25 protein-coding genes are annotated in these 22680 nt (G+C 35.6%); 17 read left to right on the forward strand and 8 right to left on the reverse strand.

Going from position 1 to position 22680, the window contains the following annotated elements:
* The first annotated feature begins 38 nt into the window (after positions 1 to 38).
* From NCE97_RS06870 to NCE97_RS06915, 10 genes are all read left to right on the forward strand, one after another.
* Positions 39 to 1439, forward strand: coding sequence for an anthranilate synthase component I family protein (locus NCE97_RS06870; RefSeq protein ID WP_353778233.1), 1401 nt, complete (start codon positions 39 to 41; stop codon positions 1437 to 1439).
* 1 nt (position 1440) lies between these two features.
* Positions 1441 to 2007 carry an anthranilate synthase component II gene (locus tag NCE97_RS06875; RefSeq protein ID WP_353778234.1) on the forward strand — a complete coding sequence of 189 codons (567 nt, stop codon included), beginning with the start codon at positions 1441 to 1443 and terminating at the stop codon, positions 2005 to 2007.
* 51 nt (positions 2008 to 2058) lie between these two features.
* Positions 2059 to 3051 (forward strand): anthranilate phosphoribosyltransferase, encoded by a 993-nt coding sequence (gene trpD / locus NCE97_RS06880; protein ID WP_353778235.1) that lies wholly within the window; start codon positions 2059 to 2061, stop codon positions 3049 to 3051.
* Positions 3048 to 3833, forward strand: coding sequence for an indole-3-glycerol phosphate synthase TrpC (gene trpC / locus NCE97_RS06885; protein ID WP_353778236.1), 786 nt, complete (start codon positions 3048 to 3050; stop codon positions 3831 to 3833). The genes trpD and trpC overlap by 4 nt, the downstream gene beginning before the upstream one ends.
* The gene (locus tag NCE97_RS06890) at positions 3830 to 4471 is read left to right on the forward strand and encodes a phosphoribosylanthranilate isomerase (protein WP_353778237.1); all 642 of its coding nucleotides are present in this window, start codon (positions 3830 to 3832) and stop codon (positions 4469 to 4471) included. The genes trpC and NCE97_RS06890 overlap by 4 nt, the downstream gene beginning before the upstream one ends.
* A gap of 65 nt (positions 4472 to 4536) precedes the next feature.
* The gene (gene trpB / locus NCE97_RS06895) at positions 4537 to 5718 is read left to right on the forward strand and encodes a tryptophan synthase subunit beta (protein ID WP_353778272.1); all 1182 of its coding nucleotides are present in this window, start codon (positions 4537 to 4539) and stop codon (positions 5716 to 5718) included.
* Between the two features lie 2 nt (positions 5719 to 5720).
* Complete coding sequence (gene trpA, locus NCE97_RS06900) at positions 5721 to 6482, forward strand: tryptophan synthase subunit alpha (RefSeq protein ID WP_353778238.1); 762 nt, start codon at positions 5721 to 5723, stop codon at positions 6480 to 6482.
* Between the two features lie 24 nt (positions 6483 to 6506).
* Entirely contained in the window at positions 6507 to 7340 is an 834-nt protein-coding gene (locus tag NCE97_RS06905; RefSeq protein WP_353778239.1) for a class I SAM-dependent methyltransferase, read from the forward strand.
* Between the two features lie 4 nt (positions 7341 to 7344).
* Positions 7345 to 7686 (forward strand): ribose-5-phosphate isomerase, encoded by a 342-nt coding sequence (locus NCE97_RS06910; protein WP_353778240.1) that lies wholly within the window; start codon positions 7345 to 7347, stop codon positions 7684 to 7686.
* Between the two features lie 68 nt (positions 7687 to 7754).
* On the forward strand, positions 7755 to 8648 hold the full coding sequence (locus NCE97_RS06915; protein ID WP_353778241.1) for a YitT family protein: 894 nt from the start codon (positions 7755 to 7757) through the stop codon (positions 8646 to 8648).
* A gap of 2 nt (positions 8649 to 8650) precedes the next feature.
* Here the strand turns inward: NCE97_RS06915 and NCE97_RS06920 are convergent, their stop codons facing one another.
* Both NCE97_RS06920 and NCE97_RS06925 read right to left on the reverse strand, forming a co-directional pair.
* Entirely contained in the window at positions 8651 to 9307 is a 657-nt protein-coding gene (locus NCE97_RS06920) for a uracil-DNA glycosylase family protein (protein ID WP_353778242.1), read from the reverse strand.
* Positions 9307 to 10029, reverse strand: coding sequence for a hypothetical protein (locus NCE97_RS06925; protein ID WP_353778243.1), 723 nt, complete (start codon positions 10027 to 10029; stop codon positions 9307 to 9309). The genes NCE97_RS06920 and NCE97_RS06925 overlap by 1 nt, the downstream gene beginning before the upstream one ends.
* Positions 10030 to 10102: 73 nt before the next feature.
* Here NCE97_RS06925 and NCE97_RS06930 point away from each other — a divergent pair, with 73 nt between their 5' ends.
* Together NCE97_RS06930 and NCE97_RS06935 are read left to right on the forward strand one after the other, a co-directional pair.
* On the forward strand, positions 10103 to 10258 hold the full coding sequence (locus NCE97_RS06930) for a 30S ribosomal protein THX (protein WP_353778244.1): 156 nt from the start codon (positions 10103 to 10105) through the stop codon (positions 10256 to 10258).
* Between the two features lie 40 nt (positions 10259 to 10298).
* Positions 10299 to 11027, forward strand: coding sequence for a DJ-1/PfpI family protein (locus tag NCE97_RS06935; RefSeq protein WP_353778245.1), 729 nt, complete (start codon positions 10299 to 10301; stop codon positions 11025 to 11027).
* On the opposite strand, the gene NCE97_RS06940 is transcribed toward NCE97_RS06935, so the two are convergent.
* Positions 11024 to 11458, reverse strand: a complete 435-nt coding sequence (locus tag NCE97_RS06940) for an Lrp/AsnC family transcriptional regulator (RefSeq protein ID WP_353778246.1) — start codon at positions 11456 to 11458, stop codon at positions 11024 to 11026. The genes NCE97_RS06935 and NCE97_RS06940 overlap by 4 nt on opposite strands.
* 121 nt (positions 11459 to 11579) lie before the next feature.
* On the opposite strand from NCE97_RS06940, the gene NCE97_RS06945 reads away from it, so the two are divergent.
* The 4 genes from NCE97_RS06945 to NCE97_RS06960 all read left to right on the forward strand — a co-directional run bounded on the left by NCE97_RS06945 (position 11580) and on the right by NCE97_RS06960 (position 14293).
* Positions 11580 to 11975, forward strand: a complete 396-nt coding sequence (locus NCE97_RS06945; protein ID WP_353778247.1) for a hypothetical protein — start codon at positions 11580 to 11582, stop codon at positions 11973 to 11975.
* A gap of 60 nt (positions 11976 to 12035) precedes the next feature.
* Positions 12036 to 12854 (forward strand): 3-deoxy-8-phosphooctulonate synthase, encoded by an 819-nt coding sequence (gene kdsA / locus NCE97_RS06950; RefSeq protein WP_353778248.1) that lies wholly within the window; start codon positions 12036 to 12038, stop codon positions 12852 to 12854.
* Positions 12855 to 12972: 118 nt separating this feature from the next.
* Positions 12973 to 13584 carry a helix-turn-helix domain-containing protein gene (locus NCE97_RS06955; protein WP_353778249.1) on the forward strand — a complete coding sequence of 204 codons (612 nt, stop codon included), beginning with the start codon at positions 12973 to 12975 and terminating at the stop codon, positions 13582 to 13584.
* Positions 13574 to 14293, forward strand: a complete 720-nt coding sequence (locus tag NCE97_RS06960) for a CPBP family intramembrane glutamic endopeptidase (RefSeq protein ID WP_353778250.1) — start codon at positions 13574 to 13576, stop codon at positions 14291 to 14293. The genes NCE97_RS06955 and NCE97_RS06960 overlap by 11 nt, the downstream gene beginning before the upstream one ends.
* A 12-nt stretch (positions 14294 to 14305) precedes the next feature.
* On the opposite strand, the gene NCE97_RS06965 is transcribed toward NCE97_RS06960, so the two are convergent.
* The 4 genes from NCE97_RS06965 to NCE97_RS06980 form a co-directional block, all read right to left on the reverse strand.
* Positions 14306 to 14764 carry an RNA methyltransferase gene (locus tag NCE97_RS06965; protein ID WP_353778251.1) on the reverse strand — a complete coding sequence of 153 codons (459 nt, stop codon included), beginning with the start codon at positions 14762 to 14764 and terminating at the stop codon, positions 14306 to 14308.
* A 73-nt stretch (positions 14765 to 14837) separates the two neighbouring features.
* The gene (locus NCE97_RS06970) at positions 14838 to 16661 is read right to left on the reverse strand and encodes a sterol desaturase family protein (RefSeq protein ID WP_353778252.1); all 1824 of its coding nucleotides are present in this window, start codon (positions 16659 to 16661) and stop codon (positions 14838 to 14840) included.
* A 253-nt stretch (positions 16662 to 16914) separates the two neighbouring features.
* The gene (locus tag NCE97_RS06975; protein ID WP_353778253.1) at positions 16915 to 20025 is read right to left on the reverse strand and encodes a tetratricopeptide repeat protein; all 3111 of its coding nucleotides are present in this window, start codon (positions 20023 to 20025) and stop codon (positions 16915 to 16917) included.
* Between the two features lie 94 nt (positions 20026 to 20119).
* Positions 20120 to 21244, reverse strand: coding sequence for a helix-turn-helix domain-containing protein (locus tag NCE97_RS06980; RefSeq protein WP_353778254.1), 1125 nt, complete (start codon positions 21242 to 21244; stop codon positions 20120 to 20122).
* 85 nt (positions 21245 to 21329) lie between these two features.
* On the opposite strand from NCE97_RS06980, the gene NCE97_RS06985 reads away from it, so the two are divergent.
* Entirely contained in the window at positions 21330 to 21695 is a 366-nt protein-coding gene (locus NCE97_RS06985) for a DoxX family protein (RefSeq protein ID WP_353778255.1), read from the forward strand.
* A 273-nt stretch (positions 21696 to 21968) separates the two neighbouring features.
* Here the strand turns inward: NCE97_RS06985 and NCE97_RS06990 are convergent.
* Positions 21969 to 22680: T9SS type A sorting domain-containing protein (locus tag NCE97_RS06990; RefSeq protein WP_353778256.1), on the reverse strand; the 712-nt coding region annotated here is incomplete at its 5' end.

The following is a 22680-nucleotide window of genomic DNA, read 5'->3' on the forward strand; positions in this document are numbered from 1 at the left end:
AGGCTTGTCATCACGACAAGCCTTTTTTAATTTTATAAATGAAAACATTTAGTTTATACACGCATTACAAACAAATTCTGGCAGACACAATTACGCCTGTAAGTGTCTACCTGAAAATTAGGGATCGTTTTCCAAACAGCATACTTTTGGAGAGTAGCGATTATCACGCTAATGATAATAGCTTTTCCTATATCTGTTTCAATCCAATTGCCTCTATCAAAGTTGAAAACGACAGAATAGAGCAGTCATTCCCAGATGGGAGCCGAAAGAACAACTTCACCAAGAATGTAGATGTTACTCACGAAATTCAAAAATTCACACAACGTTTCAAAGTAGATTCAGATAGAGAATTCAAGTTTATTAATAATGGAATTTTCGGATATACAGCTTATGATGCCGTACGCTATTTTGAAGATATTTCAATTTCAAAAAAGCCAAACTCTATTAACATCCCAGATATCTATTATGCGATATATCAAAATATCATAGCCATAAATCACCACAAAAACGAAGCATATATCTTTGCACATTGTTTTAATACAGAAAACAATATCAATGATATTCTTCAACTACTCCAGAACAAACAATTTGCTTCATATACATTTAATACTGAAGGTGATATCGATTCAAACCTCACTGACGATCAATACAAGGAACATGTAGAATTAGCTAAAAAGCATTGTGCGCGAGGTGATGTTTTTCAATTAGTATTATCGAAGAAATTTGAACAAGGTTTTAAGGGTGATGAATTTAACGTCTATAGAGCACTTAGAAGTATCAACCCTTCTCCTTATCTCTTCTATTTCGATTACGGAAGTTTTAAAATATTTGGAAGTTCTCCTGAAGCCCAATTGGTAGTTAGCAACGGGAAAGCTGAAATACACCCAATAGCAGGAACCTTTAAACGTACAGGAAATGACGAGCACGATGCCCAACTTGCCAAACAATTAATAGCAGACGAAAAAGAAAATAGTGAACACGTTATGTTAGTAGATCTGGCAAGAAACGATTTGAGTAGACATGGCGAGAATGTAAATGTTGAGACCTATAGAGAAGTTCAGTTTTTTTCGCATGTCATCCATTTGGTAAGTAAAGTCACAGCACAAATGCATGGCGACACATCAACCATCCAGGTCGTTGCAGATACATTTCCTGCGGGCACGCTAAGTGGCGCTCCTAAGCATATGGCAATGCAACTTATTGATAAGTATGAAAAGACCAATCGCACATTTTACGGTGGTGCTATAGGATTTATGGATTTTGAAGGCAATTTTAATCATGCCATAATGATTAGAACATTCTTAAGCAAAGATCATAAACTACACTGGCAAGCTGGAGCCGGTCTGGTTTCTAGATCAAATCCTGATAACGAATTGCAAGAAGTATATAACAAATTAGGTGCGCTAACAAAAGCCATAGAAATGGCTGAAAACATATAATATGAAAAAGATATTAGTCATAGATAATTACGACAGCTTCACATATAATCTGGTACATTACCTTGAGGATTTAGATTGTAATGTCACTGTGAAACGCAATGACAAATTAGATATAGAAGAGGCTGGCAGTTTCGATAAAATTGTTCTGTCTCCTGGTCCAGGAATACCAGATGAAGCTGGTTTACTAAAGTCGATTATTGAAACGTATGCGGCATCCAAACCAATCCTAGGTGTTTGTCTTGGACAGCAAGCCATTGGTGAAGTTTTTGGCGGAAAACTTATCAACTTAGATACCGTATTTCATGGTGTAGCAACTAAAGTAACTACTGTTGTCGAAGATGAAATACTGTTCAGCAACATGGATAAAACATTCGATGTTGGTCGCTACCATTCTTGGGTTGTTGATGCTAATTTACCAGATAGTTTAGAGGCAACATCCTATGATGAAAACGGACAAGTAATGTCACTAAGGCATAAAGAATTTGATGTAAAAGGTGTTCAGTTTCATCCTGAATCCGTACTAACACCAGATGGAAAGAAAATGTTGGAAAACTGGGTCAATAGTTAAACAATAAAAACAGAAACCCAAGACCTTAACCGGAAAACCTAAGACACAAGAATGAAAGAACTACTAAATAGATTAATCAATCACGAAAGCATCTCAAGTGAGGAAGCACGAGATGTCTTGGTAAACATCTCAAATGGTGTATATAATCAAAGTCAGATTGCATCTTTCCTTACCGTATATATGATGCGCAGCATAACACTCGAAGAGTTGAGAGGCTTCAGAGATGCCTTATTAGAATTATGCATCCCAATTGATTTAGAAGAATTCAACGCCATAGATTTATGCGGTACAGGTGGTGACGGAAAAGATACGTTCAACATTTCTACCCTGTCCTCATTTGTAACAGCAGGCGCAGGAGTTAATGTTGCAAAGCATGGAAACTATGGAGTCTCCTCTGCTTGTGGTTCTTCAAATGTTATGGAGCATTTAGGAATCAAGTTTTCTAACGATCAAGATTTTTTAAAGCAGTCTATTGATAAAGCAGGTATTTGTGTATTGCATGCACCACTTTTCCATCCTGCCATGAAAAACGTTGCACCTATTCGTCGTGAGCTAGGGGTAAAAACATTCTTCAATATGCTTGGTCCAATGGTAAACCCATCCTTCCCAAAAAATCAGATGGTTGGTGTTTTCAATCTAGAATTACTGAGACTATATGGTTACCTCTATCAAAATACAGATAAAAATTATGCTATTGTACATGCTCTAGATGGTTATGATGAAATCTCCTTGACCAGTAGTACTAAAATTATTTCGAGAGATACTGAGACCATGCTTTCACCACAAGACTTGAATGTAAACACCATCGCTCAAAGTGACATCTTTGGCGGTAATACAGTAGAAAGCGCTGCCAAAATATTCAAGGATGTTATCTCTGGTAAAGGTACGGAAGCTCAAAACAATGTGGTGTGTGCCAATGCTGGATTAGCCATAGCTACTGTAAAACAAATTCCACATAAAGAAGGATTCGAATTGGCCAAAGAATCTTTATTATCTGGAAAAGCTAAACAAAGTTTAGACATATTAATCGAATTGAGTAAATGACCATTTTAGATAAAATAGTAGTAGATAAACACAAAGAAGTAGACTTAAAAAAGTCTATCATTTCAATAAAACAATTGGAGCAGTTTCCATTGTTTGAAAACGACACTGTTTCATTAGCAAATCAGCTACGACACAGCAATTCTGGAATTATTGCTGAACATAAGCGTCGATCGCCATCAAAGTCTGTCATCAATCAAAGCTTGAATGTACAAGATATTGCTTCTGGTTACGAAACTGCTGGAGTTTGTGGTATGTCAGTGCTAACTGATGGAAAATATTTTGGAGGATCATTAGATGACCTCATCATTGCTAGAGCAAGTTGTCATCTTCCTTTACTTAGAAAAGAATTCATCATTGACCCATACCAAATTGTGGAAGCCAAAGCTCATGGAGCTGATGTGATTCTATTGATTGCTGCAATTCTAACCAGAGATGATATTAAAACATTTTCAGAATTAGCTAAAAGCCTTAACCTCGATGTACTCCTCGAGGTTCATAACGAAGAAGAATTACACAAATCAATTATGCCAAGCTTGGATATGCTAGGTGTTAATAATAGAAACTTGAAAACCTTTGAAGTCAGTACACAGACAAGCAAGGATTTAAGCACATTAATCCCCAATGATTTTGTAAAAGTATCTGAAAGTGGGATTAGCTCAGTTGAAACCATTAAAGATTTAAAAACCTATGGTTATCAAGGATTTTTGATTGGTGAAAACTTTATGAAAACGGACAACCCAGGCAAAAGTGCAACACAATTTATAAACCAAATCGAATCATGAAGCTGAAAATTTGTGGCATGAAACATAACACCTCTGAAGTTGCAGAATTGCGGCCAGATTATCTAGGCTTTATTTTCTACGATAAATCTGCAAGACACTTTGAAGGCAGTATCCCAAACGTTTCTGAGTCTATTAAGAAAGTTGGCGTATTTGTAGATGCCCCTATTGAGTTTATACTGAATAAGATAAATGAACATCAATTAGATGCTATTCAGCTACATGGTCATGAATCGCCTGAGTATTGTAAAAATCTTATTAGATTAATCGCAGACTCGAGTGCTGTTTTTGTTGAAATTATTAAAGTCTTTTCTATAAAAGATGATTTTGACTTCAGTATTCTGAAAGATTACAAAGACTTATGCAGTTATTTCCTATTTGACACCAAAGGAAAACTCCCAGGAGGCAATGGTTATACTTTCGATTGGAATGTCTTGAAGAGTTATCCTTCTCAAAAACCTTTTTTCCTTAGCGGTGGAATTGGCTTGGATGAGCTAGAAAACCTGAAAGCATTTCTCAAAACTGATGCTGCAAAATACTGTTACGCTATAGATGTCAATAGTAAGTTTGAAAGTGAGCCTGGATTGAAAAACATTAAAGAATTAGAACAATTCCAAAAAGAATTGTCATTCCGTGCTTGATACGGAATCCAAAGAAACTAAAATCAAAAAAAAGATCCTGAATCAAGTTCAGGATGACAAAGCATATGAGCTATAACATTAACGAAAAAGGATATTATGGAGAGTTTGGAGGCGCATTCATCCCAGAAATGCTATATCCAAATGTTGAAGAACTACGCCAAAACTATTTAAAAGTAATGGCTGAACCTTCATTCAAAGAAGAGTTCAATCAATTACTCAAAGATTATGTAGGTCGTCCTTCTCCACTCTATTTTGCTAAAAGGCTTTCAGAAAAGTATAATACCAAAGTCTATCTAAAACGTGAAGACCTTAATCACACAGGGGCACATAAAGTAAACAACACTATTGGTCAAATCCTTATGGCTAAGCGTCTTGGTAAAACACGAATTATCGCTGAAACTGGTGCAGGACAACATGGTGTTGCTACAGCTACAGTATGTGCTTTGATGGGCTTAGAGTGCATTGTATACATGGGAGAAATTGATATTGCTCGCCAAGCACCCAATGTTGCCAGAATGAAAATGCTAGGTGCAGAAGTTCGACCTGCACTTTCTGGAAGTAGAACATTAAAAGATGCTACAAACGAAGCTATTAGAGATTGGATCAACAATCCAGTAAATACACATTACATTATTGGTTCTGCTATTGGTCCTCACCCATATCCTGATATGGTTACAAGATTTCAATCTGTGATTTCAGAAGAGATAACATCGCAACTCAAAGAAAAAGAAGGTCGTGAACATCCAGATTATGTTGTGGCTTGCATAGGAGGCGGAAGTAATGCCGCAGGTACTTATTATCATTTCTTAGACAATGAAGCTGTTGGCATCGTTGCTGTTGAAGCGGCTGGAAAAGGAATCCACTCTGGAGAAAGTGCTGCAACATCTGCGCTTGGAAAAGAGGGTATCATTCACGGTTGTAAAACCTTATTGATGCAAACTGATGATGGACAAATCACTGAGCCTTATTCCATCTCTGCTGGATTAGACTATCCTGGCGTTGGACCTTTACATTCGCATTTATATAAATCTGGTCGTGGCGAATTCTATTCCGCTACGGATGATGAGGCCATGACTGCCGGATTGGAGTTAACACAGCTAGAAGGGATTATTCCTGCTATTGAATCGAGTCATGCCTTGGCAGTGTTTCAACATAAAACCTTCAAGCTAGATGACATCGTGGTCATTAGTTTATCTGGTCGAGGCGATAAAGATTTACAGAATTATATTGATTATTTCAAGTTATAACAATGAACAGAATACATCAAAAATTACAGGAGGACAAAAAACTCTTATCCATATATTTTACTGCAGGTTACCCAAACCTCAACGATACAGTATCTATCATTCAAAATTTAGAAAAAAGTGGTGTCGATATGATTGAGGTAGGTTTACCATTCAGTGACCCTTTAGCTGATGGTCCAACCATTCAAGCAAGTTCTACTCAAGCCTTGAAAAATGGTATTACTACTTCACTTCTGTTTGAACAATTAAAAGATATCAGGCAAACGGTTTCAATACCTCTAATCCTTATGGGATATTTCAACCCTGTACTACAATATGGTGTCGAAGCATTTTGTAAGAAATGTCAAGAAATCGGTATCGATGGTCTCATATTACCAGACCTTCCTGTAGATGTTTATGCTGAAACGTATAAAGAAACATTCGAAAAGTACGGATTGATTAATGTCTTTTTAATTACACCACAAACTAGTGATGAACGCATTAAGTATATTGATTCTGTATCTAGTGGATTTATATACATGGTAAGTTCTGCTTCTACAACTGGAGCCAAAAGTGGTTTCGGTAAAGAACAAACGGAATACTTTGAGCGTATTGCTGATATGAAACTCAAAAATCCACAGATTGTAGGTTTCGGAATTAGTAATAACGACACCTTTACTCAAGCTACTAAACATGCAAAAGGCGCAATTATTGGTAGTGCTTTTATAAAACATCTTACTAATAACGGCATAAATACAATAGACACCTTTGTAGATAGTATTAGATAAGCATAAAATCGTACCTTAGGGTTTATGCAAGACAAAGACTGGATAGAGGTACACGAGACCGCTTTCGTAACTTCAATGTATAGAGCAAGTAACGAGGGTTTAAGCAAGGATACCTATGCCAAACTTTGGAGTAACCCAAAAACTTACAAGTGGATTGAAGGTTTTTTAGAACATGTTTCGGAAGAAGAACCTTATGCGCATTGCCTAAGGAATAGATATTTCTATGAATTTGTGAAAGCCAATAATAATATTGAAGTTGTTATCAACTTTGGCTGTGGCTTTAGTATGTATCCCTTTTTACTTGATGACCATCTTATTCATATAGAAATTGATCTTCCTAATATCATAGAACACAAAAAAGCTAAGGTTAATGATTGGACTGCTTCAGGTGATCTCCCTAAACGGAATATACATTATATAAGTTCAGATTTTAGTAGTCGTTATGAAGGTGAATTGCTGCGCAAAATACATTCTATAACGAATCACAAACGTTCTTTAATAATTCTTGAAGGGGTTCTGTTCTTCCTGAATATGGAGCAGACCAAAAGGTTATTCAGGTTCTTTAATGCTATTCAAACTAAAGGAGATTATATAGGTAGTGTTTCTTTTCAAGATTCGATAAGAACCACTGAGGTTTTTGAACGATTGGTCAATTTCTTTCAAGACAAAACTGAAGAGAATCGAGAGTTTATTTGTCAGACATTACCAGATTCATTCTACGAAACTATTTCAGATTATAACCTTATAGAACATCAAGATTATTACAGTTTATCTAAGGCTTATGCTCCTAATAAAATAACTAAAAAACCTAAGGATGTTTTGAACGAACACGTCTATATCCTGAGAAAAATAGAATAATACTATGCCCTACCATATCTACGTTGTTGAACTTTCGAAACGGGTCTTTACAGAAAACCGAAAATTTCGCGAAGCCAATCCTCAATTTAATGGTGTCTTGGAATGTCTTTATGTTGGCATGACTAGTAAAACGCCAAAAGAGCGATTTCTTCAGCATAAAACTGGCCATAGAAATAAAAAAGGGTACAAACTATCGTCCAATATCGTTGAGAAATACGGCTCTTATCTAAGACCAAGCCTGTACAATCATATTGGCCCAATAGCCACAAGAGCAGAAGCTCTAAAAAAGGAAAAGGCATTAGCTCTGGAGCTTCGAAGACAACGATACGCGGTTTGGTTTAATTAATCTAATATTAACCCCAGTGTAGTGCATAGTTTCATGTAGCTTTTGTAACTTAACACAAAATCACAACCTTGTCTAAAAACAAATTCTTTTTACTGTTCAAAGAGTATACGCAAATAGCTCTCGGAATACTGCTTGCCAGTATCGGTCTTAAAGCATTTTTATTACCCAATGGCTTCTTGGATGGAGGTGTTACTGGAATAGCCTTACTCGTAGGAACTCAAGTAGATGTCAATTTGGCGTTTTTACTTATTATCTTTAGTATTCCTTTCATCATTCTTGGACATTTTACAGTAAGTAGGCGCATCGTTATTAAGTCAATAATCAGCATTTTAGGGCTTTCGCTATTTATCTACTTTGAAAATTTCGAAACCATTACTGAAGACAAGCTGCTGATCTCAATTTTTGGTGGTCTCTTTCTAGGATCTGGGATTGGAATTGCGATTAGAAATGGATCTGTTCTAGATGGTTCTGAGATTTTGGGTGTTTATCTCAATGATAAGTTTGGAATCAGCATTGGACAAATTATACTCATTTTTAATGTTATCCTGTTTAGCATTACTGCTTTGGTCCTTTCTACTGAAATAGCGTTGTATTCTATACTGACCTACATTGTTACTGCCAAGGTAACTGACCTCATTATTGAAGGTTTTGAAGATTTTATTGGTATTACTATTGTCTCCAAAAAATTTGAAGAAATTGAAACCGCTATTACAGAAGACCTTGGTTCTGGTATGACTTTGTATAGAGGAACCAAAGGAGTTGGCAGCTCTGGAAAGCGAGAGGACTTCGATATTATCCATACAATTATAAATCGTATAGACATCAAAAAAATGTATCGTGTTGTAGATGCTATCGATCCTGAAGCCTTTATTGTTGAGTTTGATGTTAATACAGTTAGAGGTGGTGTGCTGCGACACTATCTCAACAAAAAGAAAAACAAAAGGCTAAAGCTAGAAAAGTGATACTATAGCCATGAGCTATATTGCCTAACTCTAAAATCGAATGTGGTATAATTAGGGTTTTCAGCTTTTAGTTTCTTGTATTCTGGATTACTCCCTATGCTTATGTTTGCTGCTCCAGAAGATGATGTTAGGGACACAGTTCTTACGGTTCTAGCATTATCGATTTGAAATTCGTGAACTCTAGGCGTTGCTTTTTCGATCAATTCTAGTTTAATACCATAGTCCTTAATATGCTTTCTGAAAAAATATTCAGGACCATTCTTACTATTGCCGCCAATAAACAATAATGTGTCCAAGTTTGGGTACTGTTTCAGATAGCCAATGATATCTCTCAAAATGATATTCTTCATACCTAGGTCTGAAGCATCGATTTTGTCGCGCTCTGCACTTTCTACAATATCACAAATCCCTATACCATGTCTTATTAAGAAACGTTTTCGTTCTTCGATTGCTTCCTCAGAATTATCATACTTCAACTTAAGATCATGAATCTTATCGATATACAGCCACAATGAATTGTAACAGCTCCCATAACAAAAATTAACGTCTCTCTCTAACAAATCACCAGTTGTGAAGCGTGGTGGTGGCAACGTCCCGACTATGAGCTTTGTGGCAGTTTCTGGTATAAAAGGCGGATAAGGATGTTTGTGCAAGAACATTATAGTGAAGATAACAATTTTTCGACCTCAACTATTGTTGCTCTATAAAGCTTTCTATTAGGTTTGGTCATGTGCTGAGATTCACTATGAATTTCAGTTAAAAGAGTTTTCGCTTTATCTTCCTTATTGTGTTTTAAATAAAACTTTGCCAAATCTAATCGCTCTTCATAATTAGAGTAGCGCTTATCTATTTGTTCTAATTGGGTTTCTGCTTTATCAATTTCACCAACACGTTCTAAGGACACACCATACAAAAATTGTTCATACGAACCATTGAATTCTGATTTTGATTTTATGCTTTCTGCTAAACCAATAACTTCAGTAAACTCATCCTTTTGGAAGTAAGAATAAATCAGCTTTTTTATAGTGTAGTAATCATTTTGAGAATAATCATTTTTAGCTTTTAGGTAGTTGGTAATCGCAGTATTATAATCTCCTATGTCGAAATAAGCGTCTGCTAAATCTAATCTATTCTGAAAAGTATCAGAGAAACTAACCTTACTCTCTAAATCTTTAATCTTTTTAGTTGGGTTTATGATATTAACCACATCATCTTGAAGCTTATCAACATCTTTTTTATTAAAAACTTGCGTAATCAGATAAATTAAAGAGCCAATTACAGGCAGAAAAATAATCAAGAATACCCAATAGTAATCTGTCCTGTTTTTAAACCAATGGTAAATACAATAAGCCTGGAGTCCAATGATAAGGTAGTAATACATCTAAATATATAGTTCGTATGGTCCCAAGCAAAATATGAATTTTTTGTATATTATAACAACTAAAAGTTTAATCATGGGAAAAGGCGATAAAAAATCGAAACGTGGAAAAATTGCCAGAGGTACTTCAGGCGTACGACGTCCACGTAAAAAAAAGAAAGCCGTTGTGGTAGCTCCGAAAGCTAAGGCAAAGAAGAAGACTACTCCTAAGGCTACGAAAGCTAAAAAGTAAATTATAGTTGTTACTTTTGAAATCACTCAAAACGACAACAATGAAACGATTACTAGTTCTTTTAATATGCTTGGGTTTATTTGCTTGCAAAAGTGAATCGACACCTAAACAACCTTCATTCAACAAGCCAAAACCTGAACTAGTTGATGGACGTTATAATGTGGCATTCCTAATTATGGATGGTGTCTATAATACAGAGCTTACAGCACCTTTCGATATTTTTCAGCATACCATATTCAGAGAGAATATCAAAGCCATGAATACCTTTACTGTGGCTAAAACTTCTGACCCTGTGAGAACCTTCGAAGGAATGTATCTTCTACCCGATTTTAATTATACTACGGACTCTATCCCAAAGATTGATATTCTTGTGGTTCCCAGTGCCGAGCATCACCTAGATACAGACTTGGAAGATGAAGTGATGATCAACTTCGTGAAAGAAGTTGATAAAGAGGCGCAATTTATCACTTCCCATTGTGATGGTGCTTTTGTCTTAGCTAAAGCTGGTTTATTGAATAACTCTGTATCTACTACGTTTCCTAGTGATATTGATGCCATGAAAGAAATGTTCCCGAATTTGGATATCAGAAAAGATGTTTTGTTTGTACACGATGGGAAATACATAACTTCTGCTGGTGGTGCCAAGTCCTTTGAAGCTGCATTATATCTCTGCGAGTTTCTCTACGGAAAAGATATTGCCCAAAGCCTAGCAGGTGGTTTAGTCATCGATTGGGATTTAGAAAACGTACCACATTTGGTCATTGACTAAAGCGGTTTTATTTCATTCTGTTTTACAATTTGGGACAATACGATTTGTGTTTTTGCTTCACCATAAATAATCAGCTCATCAATAAAACCTTCTAGGTGTTTTTGATTTCTTAGAACTACTTCCATAACGATGTTCTCATTCCCGGTAATTCTATAGCAATTCACTACTTCATCATAGGAGACTATCTTATCTAAAAAGGGCTTTAATTTTCCCATAAACGCTCTTAGCGTAATGATTGCTTTAAACTGATAACCCAATTCAAAAGGTGAAACTTGGGCCTTATAACTCTCTACAATTCCTGAATCTTCCATCTTCTTAATACGCTCAGAAACTGCGGGAGAGCTTATGCCTACTTGCTTTCCTATGGCAACATTAGATTGTCTCGCGTCTTCTTGTAAACACTTCAAAATGCCTATATTGATCGTATCCATTAATTTTTAAATTAAAATCAAAAACAAACCTTATAATTTAAATCAAAAATACGTATTTACTTTTAATATTAAAGATAGGTATGCTTTTTAGTCCGTAACTTTGCTGAAATTGCTATTTATAATGTCTAGAAAGCTTCCTAAATATCTTTCGGAATTGCCTGTCTATAAGAAGGCTATGGAAATTTGGGTTCTGTCCCGAAGCATTTCTACGTATCTCAATTATGATCTTTCTGGAATCAATTCTAAAGGTGAAGAAGATCCACATATTTATTTTTCTGGTGATATTGTTCAACAATCTACGTCACTGGGAGATGAAATCATTAATGCTGCTTTAGAACCACTTCAGGAAAATAGAGATAAACATTTTATGTCTTTAAACAGACTTACAGAAAACCTCTACGACAATTGCTCTCGTCTAGAAAAAGCAAACAGCAAAAGTGTCGATTATTTGTCTTTACTAAAGGTTGAATTAAGAAAGTTCAATAAGCTACAAAGACATTGGATGATGACCTTGTAGTAATTAGTGTTATCCCTTGTTTATTTGTACCTTTGCAGCTTATTAGAATAAACTGTAACTATGTCTATTAATAATCTTCCGAAGATATCTCATACAGATGCCAACAATTTTTTCTTATTAGCAGGTCCGTGCGCCATTGAAGGAGAAGATATGGCCTTAAGAATTGCTGAACGCGTTGTTAAAATCACTGATGATCTTAAGATTCCGTATGTGTTTAAAGGCAGCTTTAAAAAAGCCAATCGTAGTCGTATTGATAGCTTTACAGGTATAGGTGATGAAAACGCATTGAAAATACTTAAGAAGGTTTCTGACACATTCAATGTTCCTACTGTTACAGACATTCATGAAGTTTCTGATGCTGAAAAAGCAGCAGAATATGTAGACGTATTACAAATTCCTGCATTTTTGGTTAGGCAAACCGACTTAGTGGTTGCAGCGGCAAAAACTGGAAAGTTTGTAAACCTAAAAAAAGGACAATTTATGAGTCCTGAAGCCATGAAACATGCTGTAAAAAAGATTCAGGATTCTGGCAATGATAACGCCTGGATTACAGATAGAGGAACCATGTTTGGTTACCAAGATATGATTGTAGACTTTAGAGGTATACCAACAATGCGTAGTTATGCGCCTACTGTATTGGACGTTACGCACTCGTTACAGCAACCTAATCAAACTTCTGGTGTTACAGGAGGTCGTCCAGATATGATTGAAACTATTGCTAGAGCTGGTGTTGTTAATAATGTTGATGGCTTATTTATGGAAACACATTTCGATCCTGCTAATGCTAAGAGTGATGGTGCCAATATGCTCCACTTAGATCATCTAGAAGGTTTACTGAAAAACTTAGTCGCTGTTAGGCAGACTATTAATTCATTCTAAAACTCTTTTCACTAGTTGACTTAAAAGGTCAATACTATATACTGCTTTCGAAAATCGAATTATAGAAAAGGCAAGATTCGTCATACACCTTCCTTTTACTATTTCATACTTTTGATTTATGGATAGCCGTATCTCCAAGACTCTGGATTATATAGAAAACAACTTATCGCTAAAGCTTACACTTAATGATCTTGCAAAAGTATCATGCATGTCTCCAAGTCATTTTCATAGAGTTTTTAAGAAGGAAACTGGTAGAACTCCATTTGAGTTTATAGAAGCATTAAAAATGAATAAAGCATATCAAATGCTCTTGTCAGATTCTCCTATGGTTCATCAACTAACAGAAACATTTGGATACAATGATTATGAAACATTTTCAAGAGCATTTAAGAAGTATCATTCACTAGCTCCAGATGATTTTAGGGCTATTGTTCAAAAGATAAAATCTGAAATGAGTGTTGGTCCTGAAAGTTTATTCATTAAAACTTTTGAGGTAGACAAAATAAGTGAGATCAAAACTACTTTAGATCAAATAACAACTTATCTACAAACTTTTCTGGAAGAGAAAGGATATTCCAAAGAAGATATTGAAAAAGCAAAAGTAATGTCTGTTCTTCCAAAATTAGAAAATTCAGAAAACGATGGAAACATTATTAAAAATAAGTTTGTAATCGTTGATAATCAAAAAATATGGAAGGCTCTTTTAAATAGTACCTTAAATGGAAACTAATTATCTATATATTATTTCTGCATTAATCGTTGGTCTTTTATTTCCACTTTATGCAATTGCAAATGGAAAAAAGACCAAAGACCTCCTTATAGAAAATCCAGAATATAGAAAACTCGTTTTTCGCCAAACTGCGATTATTCTCATCCTATTAACAATAATTACCATAGCTCCTTTTTTACTACAAAAAGAAAGCTTAAGTACCATAGGGCTAGATTTCCTTGACAAGCCACTTTGGGTTATAAGTCTATTTATAATCTCTGTTGCTAGCTTATATCTATTTAAATCAGTAAAGTTTACAGTTAAGAATGCTCAAAAATTCAATAATGGTAATAAAAGGGTTGCTTTTTTGATGCCGACAACTAAGACGCAATATAAACTAACCATCTATGTCTCTTTTGTTGCCGGAATTTGTGAAGAAATTATTTATAGAGGCTTTCTTTATTGGATGTTATTAGATTATTTTCCTTTAGTGGTTGCAGTAATAGTCACCAATGTGCCTTTCGCATTAGCCCACTTAACTACTACTGGGAAGAAAAACTCTTTTGGAGCTTTTGTCCTTGGTTTAATATTCTCTGGCGCCTACATTCTAACTGATTCATTATGGCTACCTATTTTACTTCACATTATTGTGGATTTATATTCAATGACTTTTGCCTTTAGGTCTCATCAAATTCTGAAATCAGAACCCTCAAAAACTAATGAAGATTAATGTTTTTTGATATTACGAGCGAGGCTTAGGCAGTTGCCTATCATACATCACAATACTTCCCGCAACGGATACATTAAGGCTCAATTCGGATTTGAATTTCACTAAGTGATGTGATTTTTCAATAGCTTTCTTGGACAAACCATGATCTTCCGCTCCAAGAAGATATACGCAACGTCTGGGATGCTCAAAGGCTTCTAAAGGTACAGCATTTTCAGTCATTTCTACACCAACTAACATGGCACCTTTAGGTAAATGCGCATAGAAATCTTCGAAGGTTTCATAATGAAAATAAGGCATAGACTTCACCGCATTGTGCGTATCACTAGCTTGCTTAGCATAGCGATTTCCGATCGTAAAAATAAAGCTTGCGCCAAGATTTTGTGCAGAACGCCATAGGACACCAAGATTTTCTGGTGTCTTACCATTTTGAATCCCTATTCCAAAAAACTCATTGTGGAAGTTGTCAATCATTTCGCAAAAATAACAACTTCTATTTATAGTTTTCAGAATAGGGATTAATACAGACAATTACATCCGACAATTCTTATTCCATAGTTACCCTCCTTATACTATGATTGCCAGAATCTGCTATATACAGTCCTTCGGAGTCGACGTAAATTCCGTTTACTTCTTTAAACTGTGCTTGGTTACCAATACCATCTGTAAAGCCATTTGTGCTCCCTGCAATGCTAGACACAAATCCATCTTCAGTAATTAATCTTACCTGATAGTTATGGTCTGCTATATAAAGCTTGCCCAAACCTCCTTCAGTTACAATCATAGGATGATTAAATAAAGCTTCATTTAGTGTACCATTATGCAGCCCTTGAGTGCTTCCAGCAAAAGTTGTTACTTCTCCATGATAATCCACTTTTCTAATGCGATGATTATCGGTATCTGCAACATAGAGAAAACCATCTAATCCTATAGTGATTCCATGAGGATTATTGAATTTTGCCTCACTAGAGTTACCATCTGCATAGCCTAAATCACTTCCTGCAAGCGTTGTTATCCAATTGAATGGATCAATCTTTCTTATTTTGTTATTGCCTGTATCGCTAACATAGATATATCCATGCTGGTCGATAGCGATTCCGGAAGGTTGATTAAAGTTTGCATAAATACCTACACCATCTGCATCGCCCTGTGAGCTTCCTGCTTTTGTACTCACCTCCCCTTCCGGAGTAATCTTTCGAATCCTATGATTATCTCTATCCGCAACATAAATGTCTCCATCGCTGCTTATCGCTAATGCCCAAGGACTATTGAATTGTGCATTGGTTCCTATACCATCTGCATAACCTTGAGTACTACCAGCAAAGGTACTTACAATGCCATCAGGTGTTATTTTTCGTATTCTATGGTTCTTGGTATCTGCTACGTAAAGATTCCCTTGAGCATCTTTAACAATACTGCTCAACTCATTGAACCTTGCATCATTTAGTGAACCTTCTGTAATACCTATTTGTCCATTTCCAGATACTGTAGTTACTGTAACTACTAATGGTTCCTCACTCACGATTACGCTATCATTTTCACTGCAGCTCAGACTAGTGAAGCCAATGACTAAAACAAGTGCTGTTTTCTTAATAGTAGTCATTACTTTCTGCTTTTTAGCATCTTTCTTATTCAAATCTTTAAAGGTTAGCATTTGCCAAACTTTAGCTGATGCGCCATTATAAAAACCAGTTTCATACTTATAGTTTTTCGGGTTCTTGAACGTACCAAAAAGGATGTCGAAAATTGGTAAATCCGAATAGTTATATCTGTGTATTCCTTTAGCATGATGAACCGTGTGACTTTCTGGGCGTTGAATAATATAGCCTAGCCATACAGGTGTTTTAATGTTTGCGTGCTGAAACATTCCTAAGAAATTAGTCACTAATAAGGTAACTGTAATTGCCTGAGGAGATAAGCCTACCAATAGTGCAAAACACAAACTTCCTAAGACTGTCCAGCCTACCATATCTAAAGGGCTAAAATAGAAAGCTCCATAAGTGTCTAATCGTTCTGCACTATGATGCATTTGATGAAAGACTCTCCACAAAAAGTTAAAACTATGCATGGTCCTATGCCATACGTAGACACCAAACTCATATAATACTACACCAACTAACCCTCCAATTAAAGTCGTTAGGTTTGTAAGGTCAACCAAACGATATGACTCTAGATAAGGGTCAATGAATAATGGTAAGTAAGAAGATAAGTAGAAGAAAAAAGCAAAGCTTGCTAGTCCCCTAAGTTTCCAAAACTTAATCTTCGGTAATTCCTTGGCAGGGAAAAAAGCTTCCCAGCACATTAAAATCGCATACATAGCTAATACAGCTAAAGATATTGGGTCTAATAAAATTTCTAAAGGTGAAATCATGACAATTAGTTTTTAAAATTAATGACACAAACATATCACCAGAAACTACCGCACTACAACCTAATATGTGTCATTCCTTTTAACATTTGTAGCATCATAAATGATTGATATTGAGAAGTTTTCACACAATACAACAGATGTTGCAAAACCTACAAATAATGTTGCATTTTGGTAAATACAAGCCAAAAAAGGTTTTCTAAACCTAGTAAGATTCTGACTGCTTTTCAGCTTAAAAAAAGGATGCAAAATGGTATTATTTTGAGTTCACCTCACTTGGGTTAACTCCAAATTGCTCAAAGAAGCATTTAGAAAAGTATGATGGGTTTTGAAATCCAACTTCATAAGCAATCTCGCCTACTGTTGCACTATTCTGCTTAAGCATATCCATAGCACGATGCAAACGGAAGAATCTAATGTATTCGTTTGGTGTATGATTAGTGATTGCTTTCATTTTTCTGAACAATTGGGATCTACTCAAAGCTACTGCTTCTGCCAATTCTTCAACCCCAAATAAAGGGTTAGCTATTTCGGATTCAAGTGTAGATGTTATCTTTTCAATAAAAACTCCATCAATAGAATTCAGCTTAAGCTTTTTAGGCATTAGAGATACATCGGTTTCAGGATTGAAATAGGAATGTATCTTTTTCCGAAGCGAAATCAAATTATCGATTCTAATTAGCAATTCTTCACTATCAAAAGGCTTGGTTAAATAATCATCAGCCTGATTCTTTAGTCCTTCTAGTTTGTCTTCCTTAGAAGATCTAGCAGTAAGTAGAATTACAGGAATATGACTTGTACGCATGTCTTCTTTTAACGTATTGCATACTTGCAGACCATCAACTTTTGGCATCATGAGGTCGCTAATAATAATATCTGGAATAAGCTCAAATGCTTGTTCTATTCCTATCGCTCCATCTGCAGCTTCTTTTACCTGATATTTTTCATGAACCACAGACTTTATATATGTCCTAAGGTCTTCATTATCTTCAATCAATAAAAGTACTGGCAAATTATTTTCGCTTACCTCATTTTGAAGTGCTCTTGGTGTATTGAAATCCTCGACTTCTATTTCAACTGTATTATTAGTTGGCGTAATGATTTGAATATCCTCTTCGGATAAATGAGATTTACCGAAAGGTAGCTTTACAGTAAATGTGCTTCCAACATCTAACTTGCTTTTTACATCAATTGTACCTTTATGTAACTCGACAAGTTCCTTGATAAGTGAAAGCCCTATTCCTGTGCCAACCACATTGTCTGAATCGGCATTGGTAGCTTGGTAAAATCTATCAAAAACATACTCTTGCTCTTGTTCAGGAATACCTTTTCCTGTATCAATGACTTCAATATTCAAGTAATTAATCCCATCTGATTCCTGTTCATTCAATCGAACTGTTACTTCTCCTTTTGAAGGCGTATATTTTAGCGCATTAGATAATAGATTCACTATAATTTCTTCAGCCTTTTCTTTGTCTACGAACAAATAATACGCTTCTTTCTCTGAACTAAAAGACAGTTTAATATCTTTCATCTCTGCCATGGATTGAAAGGATAAAACCCAACCTTTAATTAGTGGCACTATATCTGTATAAGCGGCTTTGAGCTTTATTTTACCATCTTCAATTTTAGATAGTTCCAACAGTTGGTTTATTAATTTCAGCAAGCGCTTTCCGTTTCTATCTATCATATCCACTAATGGTCGAGAAGCATCATCTGTTGTTTGCCTTAGCTTTTCTAAAGGTCCTAGTATAAGTGTAAGCGGTGTTCGAAATTCATGTGAAATATTATTAAAGAAACGCGATTTGAGGCGATTCACCTCTTCAAGTTGTACTCTTTGTTTACCTTCTATAGCAAGAAGTTCCTTATTTTTCTTGTTTCGAAATTTGAAAAATTGAAAGACAAAAACAGTAAGTATCAGAGCAAATAATGCACCTACAGCATATATGTTTTGCCAAAGACGTTGCGTCTTGTTTTTCTGCTCTAACTCACTGATGGTTTGCTCCTGTTTTGCTGTATCGTATTTTGCTTGTACTTCAGCTAATTCTCTTGTTTTTCTGGTTGCAAACAAACTATCCTGAATTTTTTTATACGCTTTATAAAATTGTAGCGATGCTCCATAATTCTTTTGCTTTTCTTCTAATAAGGATAGGTTTTGATAGGTATGTCTTTGAGGAAAATAATTATCGTTTGCCTGATGCACTTTAAGTGACTCATTCAAATAATACCTGGCACTATCTAGTTGATTCAACTTTAGAAAAGCATTTCCAATATTATTATGCGTTCCTCCCAGCATAGGGTTTCTTTTGGTGGACTGGCTCTTTGCCAATGCTACACGATAGTGTTCCAAAGCCTTGGCATACTCTTCTTGAAACATATATACCTCTCCAAGATTGGATTGTGACCTTATGATACCAATCGGGTTTTGAAGATCTAAATGCATTTTGGCAGATTTAGCATGATACACCTGTGCACTATCATATTTCCCCCAATCGACATAAGCCACACCAATATTATTGTAGGTCTTTGCTATGTTCGCCTTGTCTGCAATCTTTTGGTATCCAGATAAACTTTGCGCGTAATAGTCTAAAGCGGTTTGATAATTTCCCTTTTCTTCGTGTAGAATTCCAAGTGATAGGTTATAGTTAGCTAGTCCTTTACTATCATTGATTTGTTCTTTAATTCTTCGTCCATCTGTAAAATATTGCAATGCTTTTTCCTCATCCCTGAAGCCCACAAGATAAAGTACTGCCATCCTATACATCACATCAGACTCTCCCTTTTTATCATCTATATCTCTGTAAATACCAATTGAAGTATCATACCGCTCTTTGGCCTGAGCATCATTACCGATAATACTTTCAACATTACCATAAATAAGGTGTCCCTTTGCTAAAGTTGATTCATCTTCATAGTCATTCAAAATTGCTATTGCTGAATCTATCTTAACCTTTGTATCATCATACTCTCCTTTTCTCATTTTAACCGCAGCATCTCCAACAAAGATTTTTGCCAGGAGCTCCATTTCTTGTTCTTCTTTCGCAATTGTTGATGCTTTGGCAAAACTATCTTCGGATTCTTCATATTCTCCTTTTAGGTTACATATTGTACCGTTAAGGAAGTATGCTTTAGCTAATTGTTTTGGATGATTCTTTAAATCAGGATTTGATAGGATAAGCTTGATTAATTCTGAACTTTCTGAAGTGTTAGTTTCTAAAAGCTGTTCAGCGATTTCATTTGCTTTGACAAAGTATGCTTCACCTTGTAACCCTTTTAAATCTTGCTTATATGCATCGGTTTTGGAAGATTGTCCATGCCCTAAAAAATTAATAAAGCATAAAAGGAATAACAGAATAGTGAGTCTCATAATCGGCTCAAAATTAATAGCATACTACAAAAATACATTATTTAATTCAGTAGCTTTTCTGTGGAAGCCTCTAGCGATGGCTAAAGGGAGAATTTCAGCTATTTAATGATCTATAATATTCCATCGGTGTACAGTTCATTACTTTTTTAAAAGCTCTATTAAATGTAGTTTTACTATTGAATCCTGAGTCATAAGCCAGAGCTTCGATAGTAAGATTTTCTATCCCTCCATTTTCAATCTTTTGCTTTGCAAATTCAATCCTGAAACCATTAATGAAATTAAAGAAGTTCTGATCGTATACTTCATTGATTAGTTGCGAGAGTTCATGGGTTGTTATGTCCATGTGTGAAGCCAACTCTTTTAAATTCAAATCTGGATTTAAATAAATATTTTCCTGTATTAAAGATTCTAATTTAGATTTAAGCACCTGTGCTTCTGATGCTGTGAGTTTAGAATTTTTGTACTTATCCTTCTCTTTATAAATACCAGAAATTACCTCTGGCTGTTTCCACGATTTATATATAATCACCAAAAGAATTATAGCCAGGAGAAAAAGAAATAGAAAATCTGCTGTATTGTTTATGGTGTAATAGCCTCCAGTAATAATCAAAATACTGAGAATTAGAATTAAACTTCCAATAACAAAGCCAGCAATCATAAGGTGTTTTACCCAGATATAATTAAGCTTTGTCTGTGAAGACGATCTATTAGTAACTGTCTCTTTACTTTGATTCACTAATCTTCTGGATATGTATAAATAGATTACTAAATGGGTTACTTGAGTAATAATGAAAAATATTGCTGCAATTTTTAGCGTGACAATATCAAAATAGTCAGTTATTCTATCTTGAATTGTGTGAATACCTATCATTACTAGCACTGCTATTCCCCAAACTGCATAATGCTTCCAAACATCTTTGAATAATAATCTATTACCAAGCTTACTTTTTATATAGAAGTAGAAAGATGAACCAATGAGATAAATAAATCCATGAGATAATAAATACACGAATTGATAAAATGTTGAGCCTTCTTTATCTGCTATTCCTCTCAAAATTAAGATTGAAAGCACGAAAACCAGTATCGCCAAAAACTGATTTGCCTGTCTATTTCCCCGCTTATGAATACACAGAAAAACGCTCCACATGATACCCAATAATGCAGAAAACATTAGAAAGGTATACCCTTTGGATGCAAATAACAACAGACTGAAATTCATTTTTGTTGTGCCATTTTATAAAGTGGTTCTATAATGAAGCTAAAACACTCTAATTTCATTGATAAGTATTAAAAGTATAAATATTATGAAGAAAGCAAAAAATATATTTAAATGGGTTCTTACCATTTTACTTGGGCTAGAATTTATCATCGCTGGCCAAGCAAAATTCACCAATGCCGAAATTTGGATTAAACAGTTTGAAGGATGGGGCTATCCTGATTCCTTTCGTATTTTAATAGGTGCTTTAGAACTTATTGCCGCCATATTTCTTTTCATACCAAAATTTAGAACAAAAGCTGCCTTACTACTTATTGTCATAATGCTAGGTGCTTTTGCAACACACGCTATCCATGCTCAATGGCCAAATACGATTGTTACAATTGTGTTGGTTATCCTTTTGGGAGTATTATATATTTTGAGCAGCAACAAACCCTTCAAATTAAAAAAGTAATTCTAAAAAAAACCTCCTTACCGATGAGGATAAGGAGGAGGAATTAACTATTGACATACCCCTTTAATATAATTACAATAGTTAATGTTATGTATTCTTAATCGTCATAAGATGACCATCCTTTGTATTTACTTGGTTATCCAAAGGGCATGATTTGGGACGTCTACTATTAATCACTATATGTAAGGAGATTATCATGCCCTTTTTGGAATAACCGATCTAAAAATGAACCGTGTTTATAAGCATAGTAAGTTAAGGTTCCATTTTTTGTTGTTAACGTTTTATTATCTTCTGAGCTCTTCTGGCCCTCCTCTTAGTTCTACCTTTTAGTTCAACCACATATACACCATCACTAATTGTGCTCACATCAACACGTTGTGTCATGGTCTTGTTCTCCAATGTGGTCTCTATCACCAATCTTCCTTGTAGGTCATACAACCTGAAGTCTGTCGTCTCTGTCAATTGTCCATGCACCACAATGGTGTCATCCTGTGGATTGGTGTATATCTTCAGTGTGTCCAGTTCTGATTCTATTGTCGATAGGGAATCCTCCTCGAACCTGAGGAAGAATCGTCCCGTGCCGCTGATGTCCTGTCCTGGTGTGATCTGATAAATTTCTTCTGTCAATAGGGTTATCGTATTGGTCTCCGTGTCCTCCAGATAGACCTTTATGGCACTTGGCAGTGTCGAGTCGATGATATCAAAGGTCAACGGCTCATTGGCATAGGCATTGACGCCCAATGCGATGGTCACGTCGTGCATGTCCTCTCCGTGCATGGCCTGTATCGCCATTGGTATTCCTGCATTGTCCTCTACCAGATGTGAGTACACTGCAAAGGCTGGTGCCGTGCCTCCCCATATCGCTGCATCATAGCCTGGGTCGAGTCCTAATGAGGCATTCTCGTTGAAGTAGAAATCCGTCGTGTAGTTATCATCATCTGAGGAGATGCCCAGCTTTAGGTACTCTAGGTTGTTGCCAGATCTG

The organism is Winogradskyella sp. 3972H.M.0a.05 (assembly GCF_040493455.1).
Taxonomy (GTDB): Bacteria; Bacteroidota; Bacteroidia; order Flavobacteriales; family Flavobacteriaceae; genus Microcosmobacter.

Excerpts from the sequence above, each read along its gene's own strand:
- NCE97_RS06945 (WP_353778247.1), top strand. The coding sequence starts at position 11,580 with ATGTCTAGAAAGCTTCCTAAATATCTTTCGGAATTGCCTGTCTATAAG.
- NCE97_RS06935 (WP_353778245.1), top strand. The coding sequence starts at position 10,299 with ATGAAACGATTACTAGTTCTTTTAATATGCTTGGGTTTATTTGCTTGC.
- NCE97_RS06890 (WP_353778237.1), top strand. The coding sequence starts at position 3,830 with ATGAAGCTGAAAATTTGTGGCATGAAACATAACACCTCTGAAGTTGCA.
- NCE97_RS06960 (WP_353778250.1), top strand. The coding sequence starts at position 13,574 with ATGGAAACTAATTATCTATATATTATTTCTGCATTAATCGTTGGTCTT.
- NCE97_RS06955 (WP_353778249.1), top strand. The coding sequence starts at position 12,973 with ATGGATAGCCGTATCTCCAAGACTCTGGATTATATAGAAAACAACTTA.
- trpC (WP_353778236.1), top strand. The coding sequence starts at position 3,048 with ATGACCATTTTAGATAAAATAGTAGTAGATAAACACAAAGAAGTAGAC.
- NCE97_RS06985 (WP_353778255.1), top strand. The coding sequence starts at position 21,330 with ATGAAGAAAGCAAAAAATATATTTAAATGGGTTCTTACCATTTTACTT.
- NCE97_RS06965 (WP_353778251.1), bottom strand. The coding sequence starts at position 14,764 with ATGATTGACAACTTCCACAATGAGTTTTTTGGAATAGGGATTCAAAAT.
- NCE97_RS06870 (WP_353778233.1), top strand. The coding sequence starts at position 39 with ATGAAAACATTTAGTTTATACACGCATTACAAACAAATTCTGGCAGAC.
- trpA (WP_353778238.1), top strand. The coding sequence starts at position 5,721 with ATGAACAGAATACATCAAAAATTACAGGAGGACAAAAAACTCTTATCC.
- NCE97_RS06920 (WP_353778242.1), bottom strand. The coding sequence starts at position 9,307 with ATGTTCTTGCACAAACATCCTTATCCGCCTTTTATACCAGAAACTGCC.
- NCE97_RS06980 (WP_353778254.1), bottom strand. The coding sequence starts at position 21,244 with ATGAATTTCAGTCTGTTGTTATTTGCATCCAAAGGGTATACCTTTCTA.
- NCE97_RS06975 (WP_353778253.1), bottom strand. The coding sequence starts at position 20,025 with ATGAGACTCACTATTCTGTTATTCCTTTTATGCTTTATTAATTTTTTA.
- NCE97_RS06910 (WP_353778240.1), top strand. The coding sequence starts at position 7,345 with ATGCCCTACCATATCTACGTTGTTGAACTTTCGAAACGGGTCTTTACA.
- NCE97_RS06940 (WP_353778246.1), bottom strand. The coding sequence starts at position 11,458 with ATGGATACGATCAATATAGGCATTTTGAAGTGTTTACAAGAAGACGCG.
- trpB (WP_353778272.1), top strand. The coding sequence starts at position 4,537 with ATGAGCTATAACATTAACGAAAAAGGATATTATGGAGAGTTTGGAGGC.
- trpD (WP_353778235.1), top strand. The coding sequence starts at position 2,059 with ATGAAAGAACTACTAAATAGATTAATCAATCACGAAAGCATCTCAAGT.
- NCE97_RS06930 (WP_353778244.1), top strand. The coding sequence starts at position 10,103 with ATGGGAAAAGGCGATAAAAAATCGAAACGTGGAAAAATTGCCAGAGGT.
- NCE97_RS06875 (WP_353778234.1), top strand. The coding sequence starts at position 1,441 with ATGAAAAAGATATTAGTCATAGATAATTACGACAGCTTCACATATAAT.
- NCE97_RS06925 (WP_353778243.1), bottom strand. The coding sequence starts at position 10,029 with ATGTATTACTACCTTATCATTGGACTCCAGGCTTATTGTATTTACCAT.
- NCE97_RS06905 (WP_353778239.1), top strand. The coding sequence starts at position 6,507 with ATGCAAGACAAAGACTGGATAGAGGTACACGAGACCGCTTTCGTAACT.
- kdsA (WP_353778248.1), top strand. The coding sequence starts at position 12,036 with ATGTCTATTAATAATCTTCCGAAGATATCTCATACAGATGCCAACAAT.
- NCE97_RS06970 (WP_353778252.1), bottom strand. The coding sequence starts at position 16,661 with ATGATTTCACCTTTAGAAATTTTATTAGACCCAATATCTTTAGCTGTA.